Raw genomic sequence first — 18,376 nt, 5'->3', positions numbered from 1 at the left:
GAAGTGGACTCAGCTGATCGTGACGGGGATGCTCACCGTCACCGGTCCCGCCACGCCCGTGATGACGCCGTCGCCCGCCTTGTTGCCCGCCTGCAGCCGGGCGCGGAACGTGATCGTCTGGCCGGGCGCGAGCGTCTGGCCGCCCTCGCACGTCACCGTGCCCTTGCCCGCCGGGCAGCCGATCATGCCCACGTTGGTCTTGCCCGGCCCGACCGTCTTGATCTTGTCCGGCATCGTCAGCGTCAACGTTGGCACGGTCGTCGGGGCGTCGCCGTTGTTGGTGATGCTGATGTTCATCTCGTTCGCGGGGCCCTCGGTGGTCATCGCGATGCTGCCGGGCGCGTCCGCGGACAGCCGGGCCGCCGCGGGCGCGACCGTATTGACCGTCGTGGTGACCACCGGCGCGTTCGGCCCGCTCGTCCCCACACCCGGCGCGGCCGATCCCGCCGACGTGCCTCCCGGCGCGGGGGCGCCGGAGGGCTGGGAGGAGCCGGGCTGGCCGGACTGACCCGTCTGCTGGACGCCGTCCGAGGCACTGGTGCTGGTCCCCGGCGCGGCGCCCGGGATCGTGGAGGCCGTGCCGCCGCCGTCCGTGCTCACCACGCCGGACGCGGCGACCACCACGACGGCGGCGGCCGACGCGGCGACCCCGAGCCACGACGTCAGGCTGATGCCCACGGCGGCGCCCTTGCCCGCGGTCGCGGCGGCGGCGAGGTAACCGGCGGTGCCCGTGCCGAGCACGATGGGGGCGACGAGGCCCCGCAGCGCGCCGTTCACGTCGGACAGCTCGCTCGCGAGCTTGCGGCACTCCGCGCACGTGTCCATGTGCTCGTCGATCTGGATGGCCTCGCGGCCCTTGATGCTGCCGCGGGTCCACGCGCCGAGCTTCGTCACCGTGGCGCGGCACTTCTCCGCCGGCTCCTGGTTGACGTGCGCCTGCAGGAACGCCTTGCGCAGCCCCTCGCGCGCACGGAACGCCATCGCCGAGACGCCGTTGGCCGTCAACCCCAGCAGCGGCGCGATCTCGCCGGGGGACTGGCCCTCGATCGCGGTGTGCCACAGGACGGTCTGCCACCGCTCGGGCAGCGTCGCGAACGCCGTCGCGGCCAGCGTCTGGTCGAGGTCCTCGACCGCCTTGTCGCGGAACTCCACGCTGGTCGCCTTGGTGGCGCCCGGGATCTCCTCGACGTCACCGGCCAGTTCGACGCGCTTCTCCTTGCGGGTGCGGTCGTACGCCGCGTGCCGCACGGCCGTCAGCAGGTACGGCCGGAACGCCGTGCCGGGTCCGCCACCACCGCGCAACGCGGCGAGGACCTTGGCGAACGCCTCCGCCACCAGGTCGTCGGCGTCCGACGAGGACGAGGACAGCTGCATCGCGAGGACGCTCGCCGAGCGCACGTGCCGTTCGTAGAGCTTGCCGTACTCCTCGACCCTGCCGTCTCTGACGGCGTCGATCAGGTCGGCATCCGACGGCGGTCGTCCACGCTGCCCGATCAAAGAAAGCCCTCACAACCTGATGCCCTGTGCTGATACGCGGACCCTATCGAGATGACTCAACACGAACAATCCACGCATCCGAATCCGATGTAATAAAAGAGGTTCAGGACTCGCGCAAGTCTTGCCCAACACAGGTCTCATGGCCCTGGCGCCTACTTGCGTTACCTGCGTGGACTTCCTGACCCAGCTGGTTCCGGTGCGCGCGGCCGTGCCGGTCGAACGGCACAGCCTGCTCTCCGACCGAGCGCTTTCGCCCTGGTCACACCGGATGTGGACGTGACCTGGCTGTGTCGGCCGGCACCGGACTCACCCGCTTTGTTCGCCGAACTAATCGGTGGCGACGGGCATTTCTCGGTGTGGCCCCGAAGGAACCAGCTCCGGTTGGGCCAACGGTACGCATCCGGCTCGATGACGGTGCGAACCCGCTGGACGGGCCTTCAGGTGACCGACAGGTTGTGCGGCGGACTGGTGCGTTTGGTCGAAGGGAGGGTGCCGCTGTAGTGGAGTTCGCGTCCCGTCCCGATTTTGGCCAGAAAGTTGTCCAGTCGGAACCGGTCCCGGGCGGCGTGCGCGTCGTGGGGACGCCGATCGGGCTGCGCTGGGCGCGAGACTGTCCACAGAGGACTGCCCGAACGGATCGGCGGCGTCCGCAACTGGGACTACCGCTACCGCTGGCTGCGCGACGCCGCTCTCACCGTGCAGGCGCTCGGGTCGACGGACGAGGCGAGCGCTTTCCTGGGCCGGCTGCACCGGGTGCTGCGCAGCGGGCCGACGCCGAGGAGCTGTTCGAGGAGTGCGACCCGGTCGCCGAGCAGGCGCTGGGCAACCACCCGCGGGCCTACTCGCACCTCGGCCTGATCCCGCTGCGCGCTGGCGGCCAGACCGTGACCCGACCTGAGTAGCCGTACTCATGACAGTCCCGGTGTGACCCAGGACTCTCGGAGCATGACCTCTGCCAAGCCCTCGCACACGCCGACGACCGCCGCGTTCTACGTGCAGGCGGTCCTCTCGTTCGGGCTCTCGCTGACCGCCGTCGGCGTCGGAGTCGTCTTCCTGCCCGTGGACGGGTGGGTGCGCGCGTTCCTCGCCATCGCGATGCTCTACGCGATCACCTCGGCGTTCACGCTGGCCAAGGTGATCCGGGACAGACAGGAGGACACCTACATCACCAGCAGGGTGGACCGGGCCCGGCTGGACAAGCTGCTGACCGAGCACGACCCGTTCAAGCTCGACGCCGCCTGAGCCTTACGGGTGCCCCTGCCACAGCCGCCACGCGCGCGGGCTCGCCGGCTCGTGGTGGCTGTCGGCCTCCCCGAACCGCAGCCGGACCCGTGCGCCGCCCAGGCGACCTCGCTCCAGGTGGATCGTGCCGCCGGTGGCCTCCGCGGCCGCGCGGGCGATGTCGAGGCCCAGGCCGGTCGAGCCGCCTCCGCTGCTGCCGCGGTGCAGGGCGGAGGACGGGTCGGCGACGCCGGTGCCGCCGTCCTCGACCACCAGCGTCACCCAGCCCGCGTGCCGCACGACCGACACCCCGACCGGTGCGGCGGGCGGCGTGTGCCGGAAGACGTTCTCCAGCAACGTGTCCACCACGGCTCCCAGCGCGTCGGGGGCGAGCGGCACCCAGCAGGGTTCGCCCACGTCGATCTCGCACAGCCGGCCCTGGTCGGCGGCGTGGGCCGACCAGAACGCCATCCGCGCCTCCACGACCGCCGCCACGTCGCAGGTGGCCGCCTCGTCGTCGGAGGGCTGCAGGGACTGGATGATCCGGTCGACGTCGTGTCCCAGCGTGCTGACCGCGCTGCGGATCCGGTCGGCCACCTGGCCCGGGCCGATCGCGTCCGCGTCGAGCCGCAGCGCCGCCAGCGGGGTGCGCAACCGGTGGGACACGTCCGCGATCATCTCGCGCTCCTTGGCGCGCAGCTGCGCCGTCCGCGACGACGCCGCGTCGATCGACTCGGCCAGCACCTCGAGCTCACGCGGCCCGCGCAGCCGCACCCGCCGCCCGACCGACGTGGTCAGGTCGCGCAGCGCCGCCAGCACGGGCGTGAAGGGCCGGTGCCCCAGCCACACCGCCGCGCCGACCGCCGGCACGGCCGCCCCGAGGACCAGCAGCAAGGGCAGGAACGGGAACGACACAGCAGCGGGCACCACCGACACCACCGCTCCCTCGACCGAGGCGACCTGCGTGCCGCGACCCGCGCCGAGCCGTGTGCCGTCGGGCAGCACCACGGACAGCCTGCCCTCGGCGCCGGCGGCCGTGCGGGCGATCGTGCCGCGGACCGCGTCGGGGTCCGCGGACACCGCCAGCACCCCGGTCACGACGGCGGTGTCGCGCCGGTCGGCCTCCGCCGCGGTGGCCGCGGCGTGCGCGTAGGTCAGAAAACCCGCCGTGGCCACGAAAACCAGGGCGACCAGGCCGGTAGCGAGCAGCAGGGCGCGGGTGATCACCGCCCTCATTCGGGCGCCGCCAGCTTGAACCCGACGCCGCGCACCGTGTGCAGGTACCGCGGGTGCGCCGCGGTCTCGCCGAGCTTGCGCCGCAGCCACGACGCGTGCACGTCGATCGTCTTGTCGTCGCCGACGTACGGGTTGCCCCACACCGCCTGGATCAGCTCCCGCCGCGAGATCACCCGCCCCGGCCGTTGCGCGAGGTAGGCGAGCAGGTCGAACTCCCGCCTGCTCAGCGACAGCGGCGCGCCGTCGAGCGCGGCCGTGCGCTGGGCCAGGTCGATGTGCAGCGCGCCGAGCTCCACCACCTCGGACGGCAGGGTGGCACCACCCGTGCGGCGCAGCAGCGCGTTGATCCGCGCGGCCAGGTGCTCGGCCGAGAAGGGCTTCACGATGTAGTCGTCCGCGCCCGCGTTCAGGGTGCTCACCACCGACGTCTCGGCGCCCCGCGCGGTCGCTACGATCACCGGTACGTTGCTCACGCCGCGCAGCATCCGCAGCGCCGCGACTCCGTCGAGGTCCGGCAGCCCGAGGTCGAGGATCACGAGGTCGAGCTCGGACGTGCCCGCCTCGCGCAGGGCGGCCACGGCGGTGCCGACGGCCTGCACGACGTGCCCGAGGTCGGTCAGCGCGTGCACGAGCGCCGCCTGGACCACCGGGTCGTCCTCGACCACGAGCACCTTCGACATACACGCAGGGTAAGCAGCGAACCGGTCGTTTGGGAGAGGTGTAGCGAGCTTATCGAGATCGTGTTTCGTCCTTAAATCTGTCTTAGGGCTGCCGACCCTACGGTCTGCAGTCACACCGAACAGGGAGTTGTCGTGGCAGAAGTCGTTCTGACGGGGCTGGGCAAGGCCTACGGTGACGGCACCCGTGCGGTCACCGACCTCAACCTGGAGATCCGCGACGGTGAGTTCCTGGTGCTCGTGGGCCCGTCGGGCTGCGGCAAGACGACGGCGCTGCGGATGATCGCGGGCCTCGAGCAGATCACCGAGGGCACCATCCACATCGGTGAGAATGTCGTGAACGACGTGCCGTCGCGCGACCGCGACGTTGCGATGGTGTTCCAGTCGTACGCGCTCTACCCGCACCTCAACGTGTACGACAACATCGCGTTCGGCCTCACGCTGCGCAAGCTCGCCAAGAAGGAGATCGACCACCGCGTCCGCGAGGTGGCCGAGGTCCTCGAACTGACCGAGCACCTCGACCGCAAGCCGCGCAACCTCTCCGGCGGCCAGCGGCAGCGCGTCGCGATGGGCCGGGCGATCGTGCGGGCCCCGCAGGCGTTCCTGATGGACGAGCCGCTGTCCAATCTGGACGCCAAGCTGCGCGTGCAGATGCGGGCCCAGATCGCGCGGATCCAGCGCGAGATCGGCGTGACGACGGTGTACGTCACGCACGACCAGACCGAGGCCATGACGCTCGGGGACCGCGTCGCCGTCATGCGCCGCGGCGTGCTCCAGCAGGTCGGTCCGCCCCAGGAGCTCTACGACCGGCCCGTCAACCTGTTCGTCGCCGGGTTCATCGGCTCGCCGGGCATGAACCTGGTGTCCGCGCAGCTCGTCGAGAACGACGGCCAGCTGTGGGTCTCGCTCGGCTCGGACGCGTTGCTGCTGCCGGAGTCCGTGCCCACGCAACGGCCCGCGCTGCGGCAGTACGTCGGCCGCGACGTCGTGGTCGGAATCCGTCCCGAGGACATGGAGGACACGGCCCTGGCCGACGCGCGGGAGGGCGAGATCCTGCACTCCGTGGCGGACCTGGTCGAGGCCATGGGCTCGGACGTCCTCGTGCACTTCCCGGTCGACGTCCCGCCGGTCGTCACCGACGACACCCGCGAGCTCGCCAAGGACACCGGCACCGACGACCTGCCCGGTACCAAAGGCAAGGGGACCGTCCTCGTGGGACGGTTCAGCCCGCGCACCCGCATCTACGAAGGACAACCCGTCGCCGCCTGGGTGGACACCTCCCGGCTGCACTTCTTCGACCCGGCCACCGGGTCCTCCATCTGGAAGTAGGAGCTTCGATGAGGAAGCAGTGGATCGCACTGGTCGCGCTGACCACCCTGGCCACCGCGTGCACCGGAGGCCCGGCGGGCGGCGAGGACCTCAAGGGCCAGACGATCGAGGTCGTCGGCCCGTGGGTCGGTGACGAGCAGAAGAACTTCGAGCAGGTCCTCAAGGCGTTCAGCGACAAGACGGGAGCCGAGGTCAAGTACACGCCCGCCGGTGACGAGCTGCCCACCGTCGTGCAGACCAGGATCTCGGGCGGCACACCACCGAACGTCGCGCTGGTCGCCCAGCCCGGCCTGGCCTGGCAGTTCGCCAGAGCGGGGGCGCTCAAGCCGCTGAACGCCGACGTCGAGAAGGCCGTCACCGACCACAACGCCCCGGTGTGGAAGCAGCTCGGCAGCGTCGACGGCAAGCTCTACGGCTTCACCTTCAAGGCTGCCAACAAGTCCGCGTTCTGGTACAGCGAGAAGGCCTTCCGGCAGGTCGGCGCGACGCCGCCGGCGACGTGGGACGACCTGGTGAAGGTGAGCAGGGCCATCGCCGAGACGGGCGTCGCACCGGTGTCGGTCGGCGGCGCGGACGGCTGGACGCTCACCGACTGGTTCGAGAACGTCTACCTGCGCACCGCGGGGCCGGAGAACTACGACAAGCTCGCGAAGCACGAGATCCCCTGGACCGACCCGAGCGTGAAGAAGGCGCTGGAGGAGCTGGCGAAGCTCTGGGGCGACCCGACGCTGATCGCGTCCGGCGCGCTGCAGACCGAGTTCCCGAAGTCCGTGATCAACGTCTTCGGCGAGCCGTCCACGGCCGCGATGGTCTTCGAGGCGGACTTCGTGGCGAGCATCATCACCACCAACACCAAGGCGAAGGTCGGCGAGGACGCCAAGTTCTTCCCGTTCCCCTCGGTCGCGGGCAGCAAGGACGCCGTGGTAGCCGGTGGTGACATGGCCGTGCAGTTCAAGGACGACAAGGCGACCACCGAGTTGATGGAGTTCCTGGCCTCGCCGGAGTCCGGCAAGATCTGGGCCGAGCTCGGCGGCTTCCTCTCGCCCAACAAGGACATCCCGGAGACCGCCTACCCCGACGCCGTGACGCGCGACCTCGCCCAGCGGATCGTGGGAGCGGGCGACAACGTCCGGTTCGACATGTCCGACCTCGCGCCGGCCGCGTTCGGCGGCACGAAGGGCGCGGGGGAGTGGAAGGACCTGCAGGACTTCCTGGCCGACCCGAAGAACGTCGACGGCATCATGACGCGCCTGGAAGCCAACGCGGTCAAGGCCTACAAATGAGACTGAAGACGAACGTGGACGCCGCGCCGGGGCGCTCACCCCGGCAGGCGATCCCGTTCCTGCTCCCCGCACTGGTCGTGCTGGCCGCGCTGGTGCTCTACCCGCTGGTGTTCTCGCTCATCCGCAGCTTCTTCGACGCCTCGGGGGAGAAGTTCGTCGGCGTGGACAACTACGTCGACACCTTCACCGACCCGCGCACGCTGATCGCCTTCCGCAACAACGTGATCTGGGTGGTCGTGGCTCCGGCGGCCGTCACCGGCATCGGTCTCGTGCTCGCCGTGCTGACCGAACGCATCCGGTGGGCCACGGCGTTCCGGGTGGTGCTGTTCATGCCGATGGCGATCTCGCTGTTCGCCTCCGGCATCATCTTCCGGCTCGTGTACGCGGAGTCGCCGGACCAGGGCATCGTGAACGCGGTCGTGGTCGGCGTGCACGACATCTTCGCTCCCTCCTCGAAGTACCCCGGCGTGCGGCCGCGCGACGGGTACGCCCTGACGGACGCGGGCTACACCGCGATCCGGCCGTCGCAGGCGGGCGACACGATCTCGTTGCCGCTCATCGGGTACTCGCCGCAGCAGCTGCCGTCCGAGGCGCTGCCGGCGTCCCCGGCGACGGCGGACACGGGCGAGCTGCGCGGCCTCGTGTGGCTCGACGTGTCGGTGGGCGGCGCCGCGGGCAGGGTCGACCCGACCGAGCGCGGCACGCCTGGCGTGGTGGTGGAGGCGGTGCGCGACGGGCAGGTCGTCGCCCGCACCACCACCGGTGACGACGGCAGGTTCACCTTCCCGGACCTGGGTGCGGGCGAGGTCTCGGTGCGGTTGCCCGCGGAGAACTTCGCGCCGCCGTTCCGCGGCCACACCTGGCTCGGGCAGGCACTGATCACCCCGGTGATCATCTCGTCCTGGATCTGGATCATGACCGGCTTCGCGATCACGTTCATCGCGGCGGGCTTGTCCGCGATCCCGCGCGACGCGCTGGAGGCCGCGCGGGTGGACGGCGCGACCGAGTGGCAGGTGTTCCGGCGCGTCACCGTCCCGCTGCTCTCACCGGTGCTGCTGGTGGTGTTCGTGACGCTCGTGATCAACGTGCTGAAGATCTTCGAGCTGGTGTTCGTGATCGCACCGGGCTCGGTGCAGGCGGAGGCCAACGTGCTGGCCCTGCAGATGTGGCAGGTGTCCTTCGGCACGGGCGGCGACCAGGGGGCGGGCAGCGCGCTCGCGATGATCCTGTTCCTGCTGGTGGCCCCGGCGATGCTGTTCAACATCCGCCGATTCCGACGGGAGCGGTCGTGACCCTGGTGGCCGAAGAGGTCCGCATCGACGTGCCCGTGGCGGGCGCGCCCAGGCGGTCCGTGCTGACGCGGTTCGTGTCCCGGCTGGGCAACGGGTTCGTGCAGGTCGTGCTCGCCCTGGTGGCGGTGTTCTGGCTGGTGCCCGTGTTCGGCCTGCTGATCGCGTCGTTGCGCGACGAGTCGGCCAACACCACGAGCGGCTGGTGGACGATCTTCACCAAGCCCGCCGAGCTGACGCTCGACAACTACGCCGCGCTCGTGGCGGACCGCGACGTGTGGCAGTCGTTCCTCAACACGTTCTACATCGCCGTGCCCGCAACGGTTCTGGTGGTCGTGATGGCGTCGCTGGCGTCATACGCCCTGGCGTGGATCGAGTTCCCGGGCCGCGAGACGCTGACCGTGGTCGTGGTCGGGTTGCTGGTCATGCCGATCCAGGTCGCGCTCATCCCGGTGGCGAAGCTGTTCGGCGCGCTGGGGCTGTTCGGCACGATCGCCGGCGTGGTGCTGTTCCACGTCGCGTTCGGACTGCCGTTCGCCATCTTCCTGCTGCGCAACTTCTTCACCGGCATCCCGCGCGACCTGATCGAGGCCGCGCGGATGGACGGCGCGACGGAGTGGGTGATCTTCAAGCGGGTGGTCCTGCCGGTCGCGAAGCCGGCCATCGCGTCGCTGACGATCTTCCAGTTCCTCTGGGTGTGGAACGACCTGCTGGTGGCGCTGGTGTTCGCGGACCAGGACTCGGCGCCGATCACCGTGGGGCTGCGGGCCCAGCTGCGGCAGTTCGGCACGAACATCGACGTGCTGTCGACGGGCGCGTTCCTGTCGATGGTCGTGCCGCTGCTGGTGTTCCTGGTGTTCCAGCGGTACTTCGTGCAGGGAGTGCTGGCGGGCTCTACGAAGTGAGGCCGCGCTCGACGGTGTCGAGGTCGCGCGTGGCGTAGCGCAGGTGCTCCCACTCCTCCTCGAGGATCGTGTGCAGGCACGACAACGTGGACTCCGTGTGGTCGGGGCCCCACGGGTTGGCGCGGGGGACGGCGAGGTCGGCCTCGGTCGCGGTGGCGAGGAACTCGCGGACCATCCGCGTCCGGTCCTCCCGCGCCGCGAGCACCTCGGCGTAGGGCGGGGTGCCGAGGCTGAAGACGGACAGGTCGTACCCGTCGGTCTCGTACTCGGCGTTCGGCATCCCCAGCGGGTGGTACGGCCGCTCCTTGCCCAGGATCGCGCGGCCGAGCCAGGTGTCGGTGGCCATGACGAGGTGCCGGACCGTCTCGGCGAACGACCACTCGCCGTCCACCGACACGTCCTGCGAACCCGGCGGCAGCGCGGCGACCCGGTCCACGGCGGAGTCCCAGGCGGCCTCGACCCTCGCCCACGCCGCGCGCAGCCCGTCCGGGTCCTGCGCGCGGCGTTCGGCGCGGCCGGGGAAGCGCCGGTTCAGCTCCGCCTCGACGTACGGCGTGACGTCGACGCCGTTGACCAGCAACGTGTTGCCGCCTTCGAGCAGCCACGGCGCGTCGATGTCCGTGCCGCCGACCTCCACCGCCCGCATGACCACGCCGGTGAAGTTCGCGCGGGTGAACCGCGCACCGCGCAGGCTCACGTCGGTGAAGGTGGCCCCGCGCAGGTTGTCGGGGTGGCGGAAGCTCGCTACCTGATCGCTCATGCCCCCATGCTGCCCGACCGTCCCAACAGGAGTTCTGTTCGGTCCTAAACGGACCGGTGCGCGGGCACGTTGCTCCGAACGGTCTGTTCATCGGTCACGAATGACGACGTAGGGTGACATGATCACGCGGTCTGCCAGCGGTTTTCGGTGGGGCTTCAGAGAAATCGCAACCGTGTGTGACAAAGCGCGCACGAGGAGAAGCATTCGGATGAACATCGAGACGGCGCTCAAAGAGGCGATGACCATCACGGGAGCGGTGGGTGTCGCGCTCGTGGACTACGACAGCGGCATGTCCCTCGGCTCGCTCGGCGGGGGCGACTGGCTGAACCTGGAGGTGGCCGCCGCGGGCAACACCGAGGTCGTCCGCTCCAAGCAGCGGGTGATCGGGGCCCTGCAGCTCAACGACGAGATCGAGGACATCCTCATCACGCTGCACCGCCAGTACCACCTGATCCGCCTGCTCTCCGGGGGCAAGCGCGGCGACTCGCTGTTCCTCTACCTCGTCCTCGACCGGGAGCGGGCGAACCTCGCCCTCGCCCGGCACAGCCTCAAGGCCATCGAAGCCGACCTGACGGTGTGAACGAGATGTCCACCGACGCTGCGCACACCGCCGGCGCGCTGCCCATGCGCAGGCGCGGGGCGACGGCACCGGCACCGGCGATCGCCCGGCAGGGAACGGGCCACAACGCCAGGAAGATGACCGAGGCGCTGCAACGGGTCCACGGCGACATCGACACCATCTCCATCAACGGTGTGCTGGTCGCGACGCGGGACGGCCTGGTGCTCTGCGGGATCACCCGCGACATCGAGGACGACGGCGTCGCCGCGATGGCCGCGGCCGCCGCGGGACTCGCCTCGCAGTTCACCTCGCAGGCGAGGGTCGGCACCCCCAGGGCCGTGTTCTTCGAGGGCGAGTCGGGCCAGGTCGGCGTGTTCGGCGTGGACGACGACACGCTGCTGGTGGTGCTCGGCGAACGCGACACCACGATGGGCATGTTCAACGTCCGCGCCAAGCAGGCGCTGAGCCTGCTGCAGGAGGCTCTCGCGGCCTGAAGCGGAAGGCCGGTTGCCGCCCCGTCGCGGCAACCGGCCTCGTGTCACGGCCGGGCGGACCCGCGGCGGGTGACCGAGTTGCGGACGACGAGCGTCAGCAGCAGCAACGCGATCCCGATCCCGACACCGCTCAGAGCCACGACGATCGGCGGCCAGTCCAGTCCCGGCGGCGCGGTGACGACCGTGTCCGCGTCCCTGGGGCGCGGCGGCTCGAAACCGGCGGCCTCGGCGGGCAGCACGGCGGTCAGCGCGGCCACCGGGTTCACCATGCCGAAGCCGGTCTTGTGGTCCCTGCCGGACACGTTGCCGGGGTGCAGCGCCGTGGCCTTGAGCCGTGCCATCACCTGGCGGGCGTCGAGCTCCGGGTAGCGCTCGCGCACCAGCGCGGCGATGCCCGCGACGTACGGCGCCGCGAAGCTCGTGCCCTGGATCTTCTGCACCCCGTCGGCCTTCACGTTCGCGTTCGTCAGGCCGGTGCCCTTGGGGTCGACGGAGATGATCTCCTCACCGGGCGCCGCGATGCTGATCCACGGCCCCCAGACGCTGAAGCCCGACACCTCGCCGGAACGGGAGATCGACGCGACCGACAGCACGTCGTCGGCGAACCACGCGGGCGAGGACACGGAGTTGACGGTCGCCGGGTCGAGGTTGTTGTTCTGCTGGGGACACCCGGCCTTGGCGTCGAGGTTGCCGGCCGCGGTGACGATCACGGTGTTCTTGACGTCCACCGCGTACCGGATCGCGGCCTGCAGCGCCTGGTCGTCCGCGCTGAAGTCCTTGGGACTGCCGCAGTTCGTCAGCGAGATGTTGACGACGCCCGCGCCCTGGTCCGCGGCGCGCACGACGGCCTGCGCGAGCGTCGACACCTTGCCGGCGGAGTCGCGCTTCGGCCTGGTGGCGTCACCCCTGAACTCGAAGCGGTCGCTGGTCTGGCGGATCGCGAGGATCGTCGCCTCCGGTGCGGCACCGACGAAGTCGCCCTCGGTCCGCGCCGCCGCCGCGACCCCCGCGACCTCGGTGCCGTGGCCGTCGCAGTCGTCCGCGCCGTTCTTGGTGCCGTGGACGTACTCACCGGCGGGCACGACCCTGCTGCCGAAGCGCGGGTTGCGCGGGTCGACGCCCGTGTCGATGATCGCGATCTTGACACCCTTGCCGGTCGCGAACCGGTGCGCCTGCTCCAGGTTCAGGTGGACCTGGCCCCACGGCTTGTACTCGATCAGCTCGTTCTTCGTGTCGGACTCGACGCAGCCCTTGTCGGTGGGCGTGTACGGCACGTCCGGCCCGCCCGTGTCCCGCGGCGGCTGGGCGCCGGCCGGCAGGGGCGGCGGCACCGAGTTCGGTGTGACCGCCGGCGCGGTGGACGACGGCTGCGCGGACGCCGCGGGAAGCGCTCCGGTGAGCAGCAGTGTGGTGGCGGCCGCCGTCGCCGTGGCACGGCGGAACCCCTGGACGATCTTCATCGTGGTGACCCCCGGTCGAGCCCGCCGACCCCCGATCGGCGGTGACCTGAGTCCACCACAGGACGGCCCGAGGCCGCAAAAAACTAAGTGCCCCAACCTGAAGCGCGCTTCAGGTGGTCGGCGTCGCGCAGGAACGCGTCGAGCTCCGCGGTCGTCGGCCCGGTGGCCGGGCCGGACCGGGTGACGGCGATCGCCGCGGCCGCGTTGGCCCGCCGCGCCGCCTCCACCGGACCCAGACCGGCCGCGAGTGCCGAGGCCAGCACCCCGGCGTGCGCGTCGCCGGCACCGTTCGTGTCGACCGCGTGCACCGGGAAACCCGGCACCCGCACGGGTTCCGGTCCGATCGGCTCGCCCGCGAGCCAGCAGCCCACCGCGCCGTCGCGGACCACGACGAACCCACCGGAGCGGACGCGCGGCACCAACGCGGTGGCGGCCTCGGCCGGGTCCCCGGCGCCGGTCATGATCGTCGCCTCCCTCGCGTTGGCGCTGAGCACGTCGGTGCGCCGCAGCGTCGCGTCGAGCAGTGCCGGGTCGAGCGAGCCGACCAGCGGCGACGGGTCGGTGATCAGCCTGGTGCCGGTGGGCAGGCCCGGCAGCCACGCCGCCAGCGCGGCCGCGTTGACCGGGTGGGCCAGGCTGTAGCCGGAGACGTGGACGAGGTCCTGTCCGGTGACGGGCACGCGGTCCAGGTCCTCGCGCGTGAGGCGGCCTTCCGCGCCCACCGTGGTGACGAACGTGCGTTCGGCGGTCGCGTCGACCAGTGCGACGCAGTAGCCGCTGTCGACATCGGACAGTCCGCTTTGGACGACGACGCAGTCGCTCCCGGCGAGGGCGGCGCGCACGATGTCGCCCATCGGGCCGGTGCCGTACTGGCCGGCGAACACGACGGGCAGGTCCGTGCGCCGGGCGGCGACGAGGGTGTTGAGGCCGCCGCCCGCCGTCATCCGCGAGGACGTGGCGATGACGTCGCCGCCCGGTTCCGGGACGCGGTCGACGGTCAGCACGATGTCGACGATCACGTTGCCGGTGGAGATCAGCCGGGCCTCAGTCACGGGCACCTCCCAGCGCGGAGTAGGCCGCCGCGGCCACGACGAACGTGACGATCCAGCCGATCGAGCCGAAGCCGCCCGCGAGCAGCAGGTAGCCCACGACGATGGCGGCGGCCCAGGCCGAGGTCGCCCGCCACTCCACGCCGCCGCGGTAGAAGTAGGCGCCCTGGCGGGTCATGTCGAGCAGCGCGGCCGGGTCGTAGTGGCGGCGCTTGACCATGTCGACCAGGAAGACGCCGAGCCACGCGGTGATCGGGATGGCCAGCAGCGAGATGAACGAGATGAACGGGCCGTAGAAGTTCTCGGCCAGCAGCATGAAGTAGATCGCGCCGAGGAACGTGACGGCCACGTCCAGCGCGACCGCGTACACCCGCGGCACCCGCACGCCCAGCGTCAGCGTGGTGAGCCCGGCCGAGTAGACCGACAGGTGGTTCGACAGCAGCAACCCGCCGAACGCCGCGATCAGGTACGGCACGGCCATCCACGACGGCAGCAGCTCGCGGATCGCGGCCACCGGGTCCGACGCGGACGCGAGCGAGTCGTCGCCCGCGGTCAGCAGCGCGCCGAGGCCGATCAGCAGCACCAGCGGGATGCCGGCGCCGGCCGCGCTGGCGCTGATCAGACGTCCGGCCCGCACACTGGTCTTCTGGTAGCGGGCCATGTCCGCGCCCGCGTTCGCCCAGCCGATGCCCGTGCCGCCCGCGATCACGCCGATGCCCGCCAGCACGGCCGTGAACGGCCCCGCGGGCATCGCCGCGACCGCGCTCCAGTCCACAGTGGCCACCAGCACGACGCCCACGACCACGTTCAGCGCACCGAAGATCCACGTCGCCCACTTCTGGATCACCAGGATCGCCGCGTGACCGAGCCCGGAGACCAGCAGCGTGCACAGCTCGAACACCGCGATCGCGACGATCGTGAGCACCGGCACGGACTTCGCGTCCGTCGCCGTGCCGAACGCGAGGGTGAACAGCGACAGCAGCACGAACGCGCCGGTGGTCGTGTTGACCGTCTCCCAGCCGAGCCGCGACGCCAGCGCGACCAGGGTCGGACCGGCGTTGCCGCGGGTGCCGAAGACCGCGCGGGACAACGTCATGCTCGGCGCGCCACCCCGTCGCCCGGCCACCGACACGACACCGACCACCGCGAACGACCCCGCCGCGCCGACCGCGGCCACGACCAGCGCCTGCCAGATGTTGAGGAACTGGAAGGCGACCAGCGTGGCGCCCAGCGGCAGGCCGAGGATGGAGATGTTGGCCGCGAACCACACCCAGAACAGCTGCAGGGGGTTGCCGGTGCGGTCGGCGGCGGGCACGGGCTCGATGCCGCGCTGTTCGACGGCGCTGAGCGCGCCGCGGGTGGCTGTGGACATGACGGTCTCCAGACGACGATGACGGAAACGCTTGAGAGCTAAGCCCTTCCTCGGAGGTCGAGCAGCTTGCCGACGAGCGGGCCGAGGTCGAGCCCGTTGACCTCCTCGACGGTGGCGACGGCGGCGGCGGGCCAGATCGCACCGCCGTGCGTGGCGCCGAGGACCGCGCCGGCCATCGCGGCGATGGTGTCCGTGTCGCCACCGAGGCTCGCGGCCTGGCAGAGCGCGTCCCACGGGTCGTCGGCCAGCGCGGCGAGCGCGAGGGCGGCGACCACGGACTCCTGTGCCGCCACGGAGGTGCCGACGACGTCGACCAACGCCGCCTCACGAGCCGCGGAACCGAGCGAGGTCAGGTAGGGGAGCGCCCAGCGCAACCGGGCCGCGATCGACCCGCCCGCCACCCAGTAGCCGCGCCGCCCGCCCTCCTCGGCCGCGGCGACGGCGACCTCGACGGCGTCGGCCAGGCTCGCGCCGTCCACCCCCGCGCTCACGGCGGCACCGACGGCGGCGGCCGCGGCGATGCCCAGACCGGTGTTGTGCGTCGGCGCGCTGGTCCGCGCGACTACGTCCACAAAGGACTTCAGGTCGCCGGCGCCGACGGCGATCCCGACCGGCGTGATGCGCATGGCGGCGCCGTTCGTGGCACCGAACCGGCCTGCCTCCTCGGCGGGGACCCCGGCCTCCAGCCGCGCCAGCGCCGCCTTGGTGGACGGGCCGAGCAGGTCGAGCGAGCCGCGCTCGCGCATCCCGTCCTCCCAGGCGAGCAACCGCCGCGCCAGCACGACCGGGTCGACGACGCCGTCGCCCTCGACCAGCAGTTCGGCCAGCAGCACGGCCTGTTCCGTGTCGTCGGTGATCGACCCGGCGGCCATCCCGGCGGCGATGCGCTGCCGCGGCCCGGCATCGAGCAGCCCGGTGACGGGGCCGTGGTCGGCGAGGATCTCGGTGCGGGACAGCGACTGCGTGGGCATGCCCAGCGCGTCGCCCAGGGCCAGTCCGCGGAACGCGGCCAGCGCGCGGTCGGAGGTGCTCATCCGCTCAGCCCCCGAAGCTCACGTGCAGCCGGAACCGCGCGGGGTCGAGCCAGCTCACGACCTTCTCGACGAAGTCGCCCTCGGCGTCGCGCGCGATCCGGGTCGTGTGCAGGAACATCGTGCCCGGCTCCCGGCCGAGCAACCGCGCGTCCTCCTCGCCGAGCGCCGCCACCGCGATCCACTGGTCGCCGCGCGCCGGCACCAGCCCGGCCGCGGTCATGGTCTCGGACAGCGAGTCGTCGGCGAGCCCGTCCTCGGGCACCCGCGCCAGCGCCCCGACCGCGGGCACCCGGCTGCGTTCCAGCGAGACCGCGGTGCCGTCGCCGGTGAGCCGGCGGATCCGGTCCAGCGCCAGGAACTCCATGGACCCCGCGCCGACCGTGGCGGCCAGGTCGGGATCGACCACCCGCTCCGCCCGGACGATCTCGGCGCGGGTGTGGACACCGGTCATCGCGAGCGCGAGCCCCCAGCTCGGCGACTCGTCGAGCTGCCGGCCGTCGAAGGTGACGAACGAGCCGACACCCGTCTGCGTCTCGATCAGGTTGTCCCGCGCGAGACCCTCCAGCGCGCCGCGGATCGTGCTGCGGCTGACGGAGAACCGCCGCGCCAGCTCGTTCTCGCCCGGCAGCAGCGACCCGGCCGGGTGCTCACCCGATCTGATCGCCTCGCGCAGCCGATCTGCGACCTCCTGCCGCTTGAGCGACGATCGGACACGAGCGGCACCGGACTCGTTGGTCATACAGCGAACGTACCTGTCTGGTACCTGTACGGTCAACGGTCCGGTGTCAGCCTCCGTCGTGTGCGGCCCGCACCTTCGCCGGGGCCTTGAGCCGCCACGCCTGTTCGACCAGCTCGGCGAGCTGGCCGGGGTCCACGGCCGTCAGGTCGACGAGGATGGCGCCGTACCCGTCGTAGTGCGGGGTGGTGTAGAACGCCGGGTCACCGGACGCGAGCAGCGCCTCCTTCTCGTCGAGGCCGCACATCAGCACGAGCCCGCCCTCGGCCTCGGAGCGCAGCCGGGCGAAGCCCTTGCCGCCACTTTCAGCGCCGGCGTCCGGTACCAGGTCGACTCCTCGACCTCGGGCAGCCGGGCGGCGAGCGACACGACGTCGTCCCAGGTGGTCATGCCGGCCATCGTCGCAGTGGCCGGCACCGTCCGCCTTGGACGAATGGAACCTCGCCCGACTCAGTAGACGACCACCCCGTAGGCCCGCAGCGCCTCGGTGACGGGCTGGTAGAACGACCGGCCGCCGCTGGTGCAGTTCCCGCTGCCGCCCGAGGTCAGACCGAGCGCGGTGTTGCCTGCGAACAACGGCCCGCCGCTGTCGCCGCCCTGCACGCACACCGTCGTCGCGATCATCCCGGTGACGGTCGTGCCGTCCACGTAGTTCACCGTGACGCCGAGGCCGGTGACCTTGCCGCGGTGGAACCCGGTGGTGCTGCCGCTGCGGCCGACCGTCTGGCCCACCACGGGGTCGGCCGCCGTGTCGATGCCGCGGATCGTGCCGTTGTAGAGGTTGACCTCGCCAGGACGGTCGATGCCGCTGGTGTAGCGGAACAACGCGTAGTCGTTGCCGGGGAAGCTGGTGCCCACGCGGGTCGCGATGGCCTGCCCGCCGGACGTGCTCCAGGTCGACGTGGCGTTGCCGCAGTGCCCGGCCGTCAGCAGGTACGCGGTGCTGGTGCCGGGCGTCTTGACGTTGAAGCCGAGCGAGCAGCGCACGCCGCCGCCGAGGATCGCGTCACCGCCCCGGATGGTCGTGCGGAACTCTCCAGGGACCTGCTCCAGCCGTGCGGTGGTGCCGAGACCCTTCATCACGGACCTCAGCCGGTCGAGGGCCGCGCCGGTGACCGTCGAGTCGGCCGAGACCACGACCTGGTTGGTCACCGGGTCGGTGCCCCAGGACGTGCCGGGGATGGTCGCCTCCCGTGCCAGCACGTCGCTGCTCGCCCGCAGCGCGGCGGCGCTGTGCGCGACGACCCTGGCCTGGCCGCCGGTCGCGGTCACGGCCCTGGCGGAGGCCTCGTCCGTCACGGTGACGACAAGTCGTCCCGCGTCGTCGAGGTAGGAGCCCGCGGTGGCTCCGGGAGCGGCCTGCGCGAGGGGCGCGTGCACGGCGAAGCTCGTGACGAGGAAGGCGATCGAGGCGAATCTGAGCACAGTGGTGCGGCTCATCGGTTCTCCTGGCTGCCGGAACGGAGGCGGGCGGC

General features: G+C 71.5%; 19 protein-coding genes and 1 pseudogene. 8 read left to right on the top strand and 12 right to left on the bottom strand.

Annotated elements, in window-relative coordinates; all coding sequences use genetic code 11:
- Positions 1 to 9: 9 nt before the first annotated feature.
- Complete coding sequence (locus ABZX02_RS18800; RefSeq protein ID WP_355299736.1) at positions 10 to 1,497, bottom strand: sigma-70 family RNA polymerase sigma factor; 1,488 nt, start codon at positions 1,495 to 1,497, stop codon at positions 10 to 12.
- A 270-nt stretch (positions 1,498 to 1,767) separates the two neighbouring features.
- Between ABZX02_RS18800 and ABZX02_RS18795 the strand changes: the two genes are divergently transcribed.
- Entirely contained in the window at positions 1,768 to 1,998 is a 231-nt protein-coding gene (locus ABZX02_RS18795; RefSeq protein WP_355299734.1) for a trehalase-like domain-containing protein, read from the top strand.
- A gap of 164 nt (positions 1,999 to 2,162) precedes the next feature.
- Here the strand turns inward: ABZX02_RS18795 and ABZX02_RS18790 are convergent, their stop codons facing one another.
- Positions 2,163 to 2,327 (bottom strand): hypothetical protein, encoded by a 165-nt coding sequence (locus tag ABZX02_RS18790; RefSeq protein ID WP_355299732.1) that lies wholly within the window; start codon positions 2,325 to 2,327, stop codon positions 2,163 to 2,165.
- A 115-nt stretch (positions 2,328 to 2,442) separates the two neighbouring features.
- On the opposite strand from ABZX02_RS18790, the gene ABZX02_RS18785 reads away from it, so the two are divergent.
- Complete coding sequence (locus ABZX02_RS18785; RefSeq protein ID WP_355299730.1) at positions 2,443 to 2,739, top strand: YiaA/YiaB family inner membrane protein; 297 nt, start codon at positions 2,443 to 2,445, stop codon at positions 2,737 to 2,739.
- 3 nt (positions 2,740 to 2,742) lie between these two features.
- Here the strand turns inward: ABZX02_RS18785 and ABZX02_RS18780 are convergent, their stop codons facing one another.
- Both ABZX02_RS18780 and ABZX02_RS18775 read right to left on the bottom strand, forming a co-directional pair.
- Positions 2,743 to 3,954, bottom strand: coding sequence for a HAMP domain-containing sensor histidine kinase (locus tag ABZX02_RS18780; RefSeq protein ID WP_355299728.1), 1,212 nt, complete (start codon positions 3,952 to 3,954; stop codon positions 2,743 to 2,745).
- Entirely contained in the window at positions 3,951 to 4,634 is a 684-nt protein-coding gene (locus tag ABZX02_RS18775) for a response regulator transcription factor (protein WP_355299727.1), read from the bottom strand. The genes ABZX02_RS18780 and ABZX02_RS18775 overlap by 4 nt, the downstream gene beginning before the upstream one ends.
- A 132-nt stretch (positions 4,635 to 4,766) precedes the next feature.
- On the opposite strand from ABZX02_RS18775, the gene ugpC reads away from it, so the two are divergent.
- Genes ugpC through ABZX02_RS18755 form a run of 4 tightly spaced genes read left to right on the top strand, consistent with a single transcriptional unit; the run spans position 4,767 to position 9,437 of the window.
- Positions 4,767 to 5,960: a sn-glycerol-3-phosphate ABC transporter ATP-binding protein UgpC gene (ugpC, locus tag ABZX02_RS18770; protein WP_355299725.1), complete on the top strand. Its 1,194-nt coding sequence runs from the start codon at positions 4,767 to 4,769 to the stop codon at positions 5,958 to 5,960.
- Between the two features lie 8 nt (positions 5,961 to 5,968).
- Positions 5,969 to 7,243 (top strand): ABC transporter substrate-binding protein, encoded by a 1,275-nt coding sequence (locus ABZX02_RS18765; RefSeq protein WP_355299723.1) that lies wholly within the window; start codon positions 5,969 to 5,971, stop codon positions 7,241 to 7,243.
- Entirely contained in the window at positions 7,240 to 8,535 is a 1,296-nt protein-coding gene (locus tag ABZX02_RS18760) for an ABC transporter permease subunit (RefSeq protein ID WP_355299721.1), read from the top strand. Before ABZX02_RS18765 ends, ABZX02_RS18760 begins: the two co-directional genes overlap by 4 nt.
- Positions 8,532 to 9,437: a carbohydrate ABC transporter permease gene (locus tag ABZX02_RS18755; protein WP_355299719.1), complete on the top strand. Its 906-nt coding sequence runs from the start codon at positions 8,532 to 8,534 to the stop codon at positions 9,435 to 9,437. Before ABZX02_RS18760 ends, ABZX02_RS18755 begins: the two co-directional genes overlap by 4 nt.
- On the opposite strand, the gene ABZX02_RS18750 is transcribed toward ABZX02_RS18755, so the two are convergent.
- Positions 9,427 to 10,197 (bottom strand): DinB family protein, encoded by a 771-nt coding sequence (locus tag ABZX02_RS18750; protein WP_355299718.1) that lies wholly within the window; start codon positions 10,195 to 10,197, stop codon positions 9,427 to 9,429. The genes ABZX02_RS18755 and ABZX02_RS18750 overlap by 11 nt on opposite strands.
- 208 nt (positions 10,198 to 10,405) lie before the next feature.
- Here ABZX02_RS18750 and ABZX02_RS18745 point away from each other — a divergent pair, with 208 nt between their 5' ends.
- Positions 10,406 to 10,777: a hypothetical protein gene (locus ABZX02_RS18745; protein ID WP_355299716.1), complete on the top strand. Its 372-nt coding sequence runs from the start codon at positions 10,406 to 10,408 to the stop codon at positions 10,775 to 10,777.
- Positions 10,778 to 10,782: 5 nt separating this feature from the next.
- Entirely contained in the window at positions 10,783 to 11,250 is a 468-nt protein-coding gene (locus tag ABZX02_RS18740; RefSeq protein ID WP_355299714.1) for a roadblock/LC7 domain-containing protein, read from the top strand.
- A 44-nt stretch (positions 11,251 to 11,294) separates the two neighbouring features.
- On the opposite strand, the gene mycP is transcribed toward ABZX02_RS18740, so the two are convergent.
- The 7 genes and pseudogenes from mycP to ABZX02_RS18705 form a co-directional block, all read right to left on the bottom strand.
- A complete protein-coding gene (gene mycP, locus ABZX02_RS18735) occupies positions 11,295 to 12,710 on the bottom strand; it encodes a type VII secretion-associated serine protease mycosin (RefSeq protein ID WP_355299712.1) in 1,416 nt (471 codons plus the stop codon).
- Positions 12,711 to 12,793: 83 nt separating this feature from the next.
- A complete protein-coding gene (locus ABZX02_RS18730; RefSeq protein ID WP_355299710.1) occupies positions 12,794 to 13,762 on the bottom strand; it encodes a PfkB family carbohydrate kinase in 969 nt (322 codons plus the stop codon).
- On the bottom strand, positions 13,755 to 15,131 hold the full coding sequence (locus ABZX02_RS18725) for a cytosine permease (protein ID WP_355299708.1): 1,377 nt from the start codon (positions 15,129 to 15,131) through the stop codon (positions 13,755 to 13,757). Before ABZX02_RS18725 ends, ABZX02_RS18730 begins: the two co-directional genes overlap by 8 nt.
- 38 nt (positions 15,132 to 15,169) lie before the next feature.
- Positions 15,170 to 16,165: an ADP-ribosylglycohydrolase family protein gene (locus ABZX02_RS18720; protein WP_355299706.1), complete on the bottom strand. Its 996-nt coding sequence runs from the start codon at positions 16,163 to 16,165 to the stop codon at positions 15,170 to 15,172.
- Between the two features lie 4 nt (positions 16,166 to 16,169).
- Complete coding sequence (locus ABZX02_RS18715; RefSeq protein ID WP_355299704.1) at positions 16,170 to 16,904, bottom strand: GntR family transcriptional regulator; 735 nt, start codon at positions 16,902 to 16,904, stop codon at positions 16,170 to 16,172.
- A gap of 46 nt (positions 16,905 to 16,950) precedes the next feature.
- A pseudogene (locus ABZX02_RS18710) lies at positions 16,951 to 17,291 on the bottom strand (MmcQ/YjbR family DNA-binding protein).
- 60 nt (positions 17,292 to 17,351) lie between these two features.
- Complete coding sequence (locus ABZX02_RS18705; protein ID WP_355299702.1) at positions 17,352 to 18,341, bottom strand: S1 family peptidase; 990 nt, start codon at positions 18,339 to 18,341, stop codon at positions 17,352 to 17,354.
- Positions 18,342 to 18,376 lie beyond the last annotated feature (35 nt).

This window comes from Lentzea sp. NPDC003310 (assembly GCF_040610935.1).
GTDB lineage: Bacteria > Actinomycetota > Actinomycetes > Mycobacteriales > Pseudonocardiaceae > Lentzea.
Note: the sequence above shows the minus strand (reverse complement) of the source record. Positions and strands in the feature narration are given on the sequence as shown.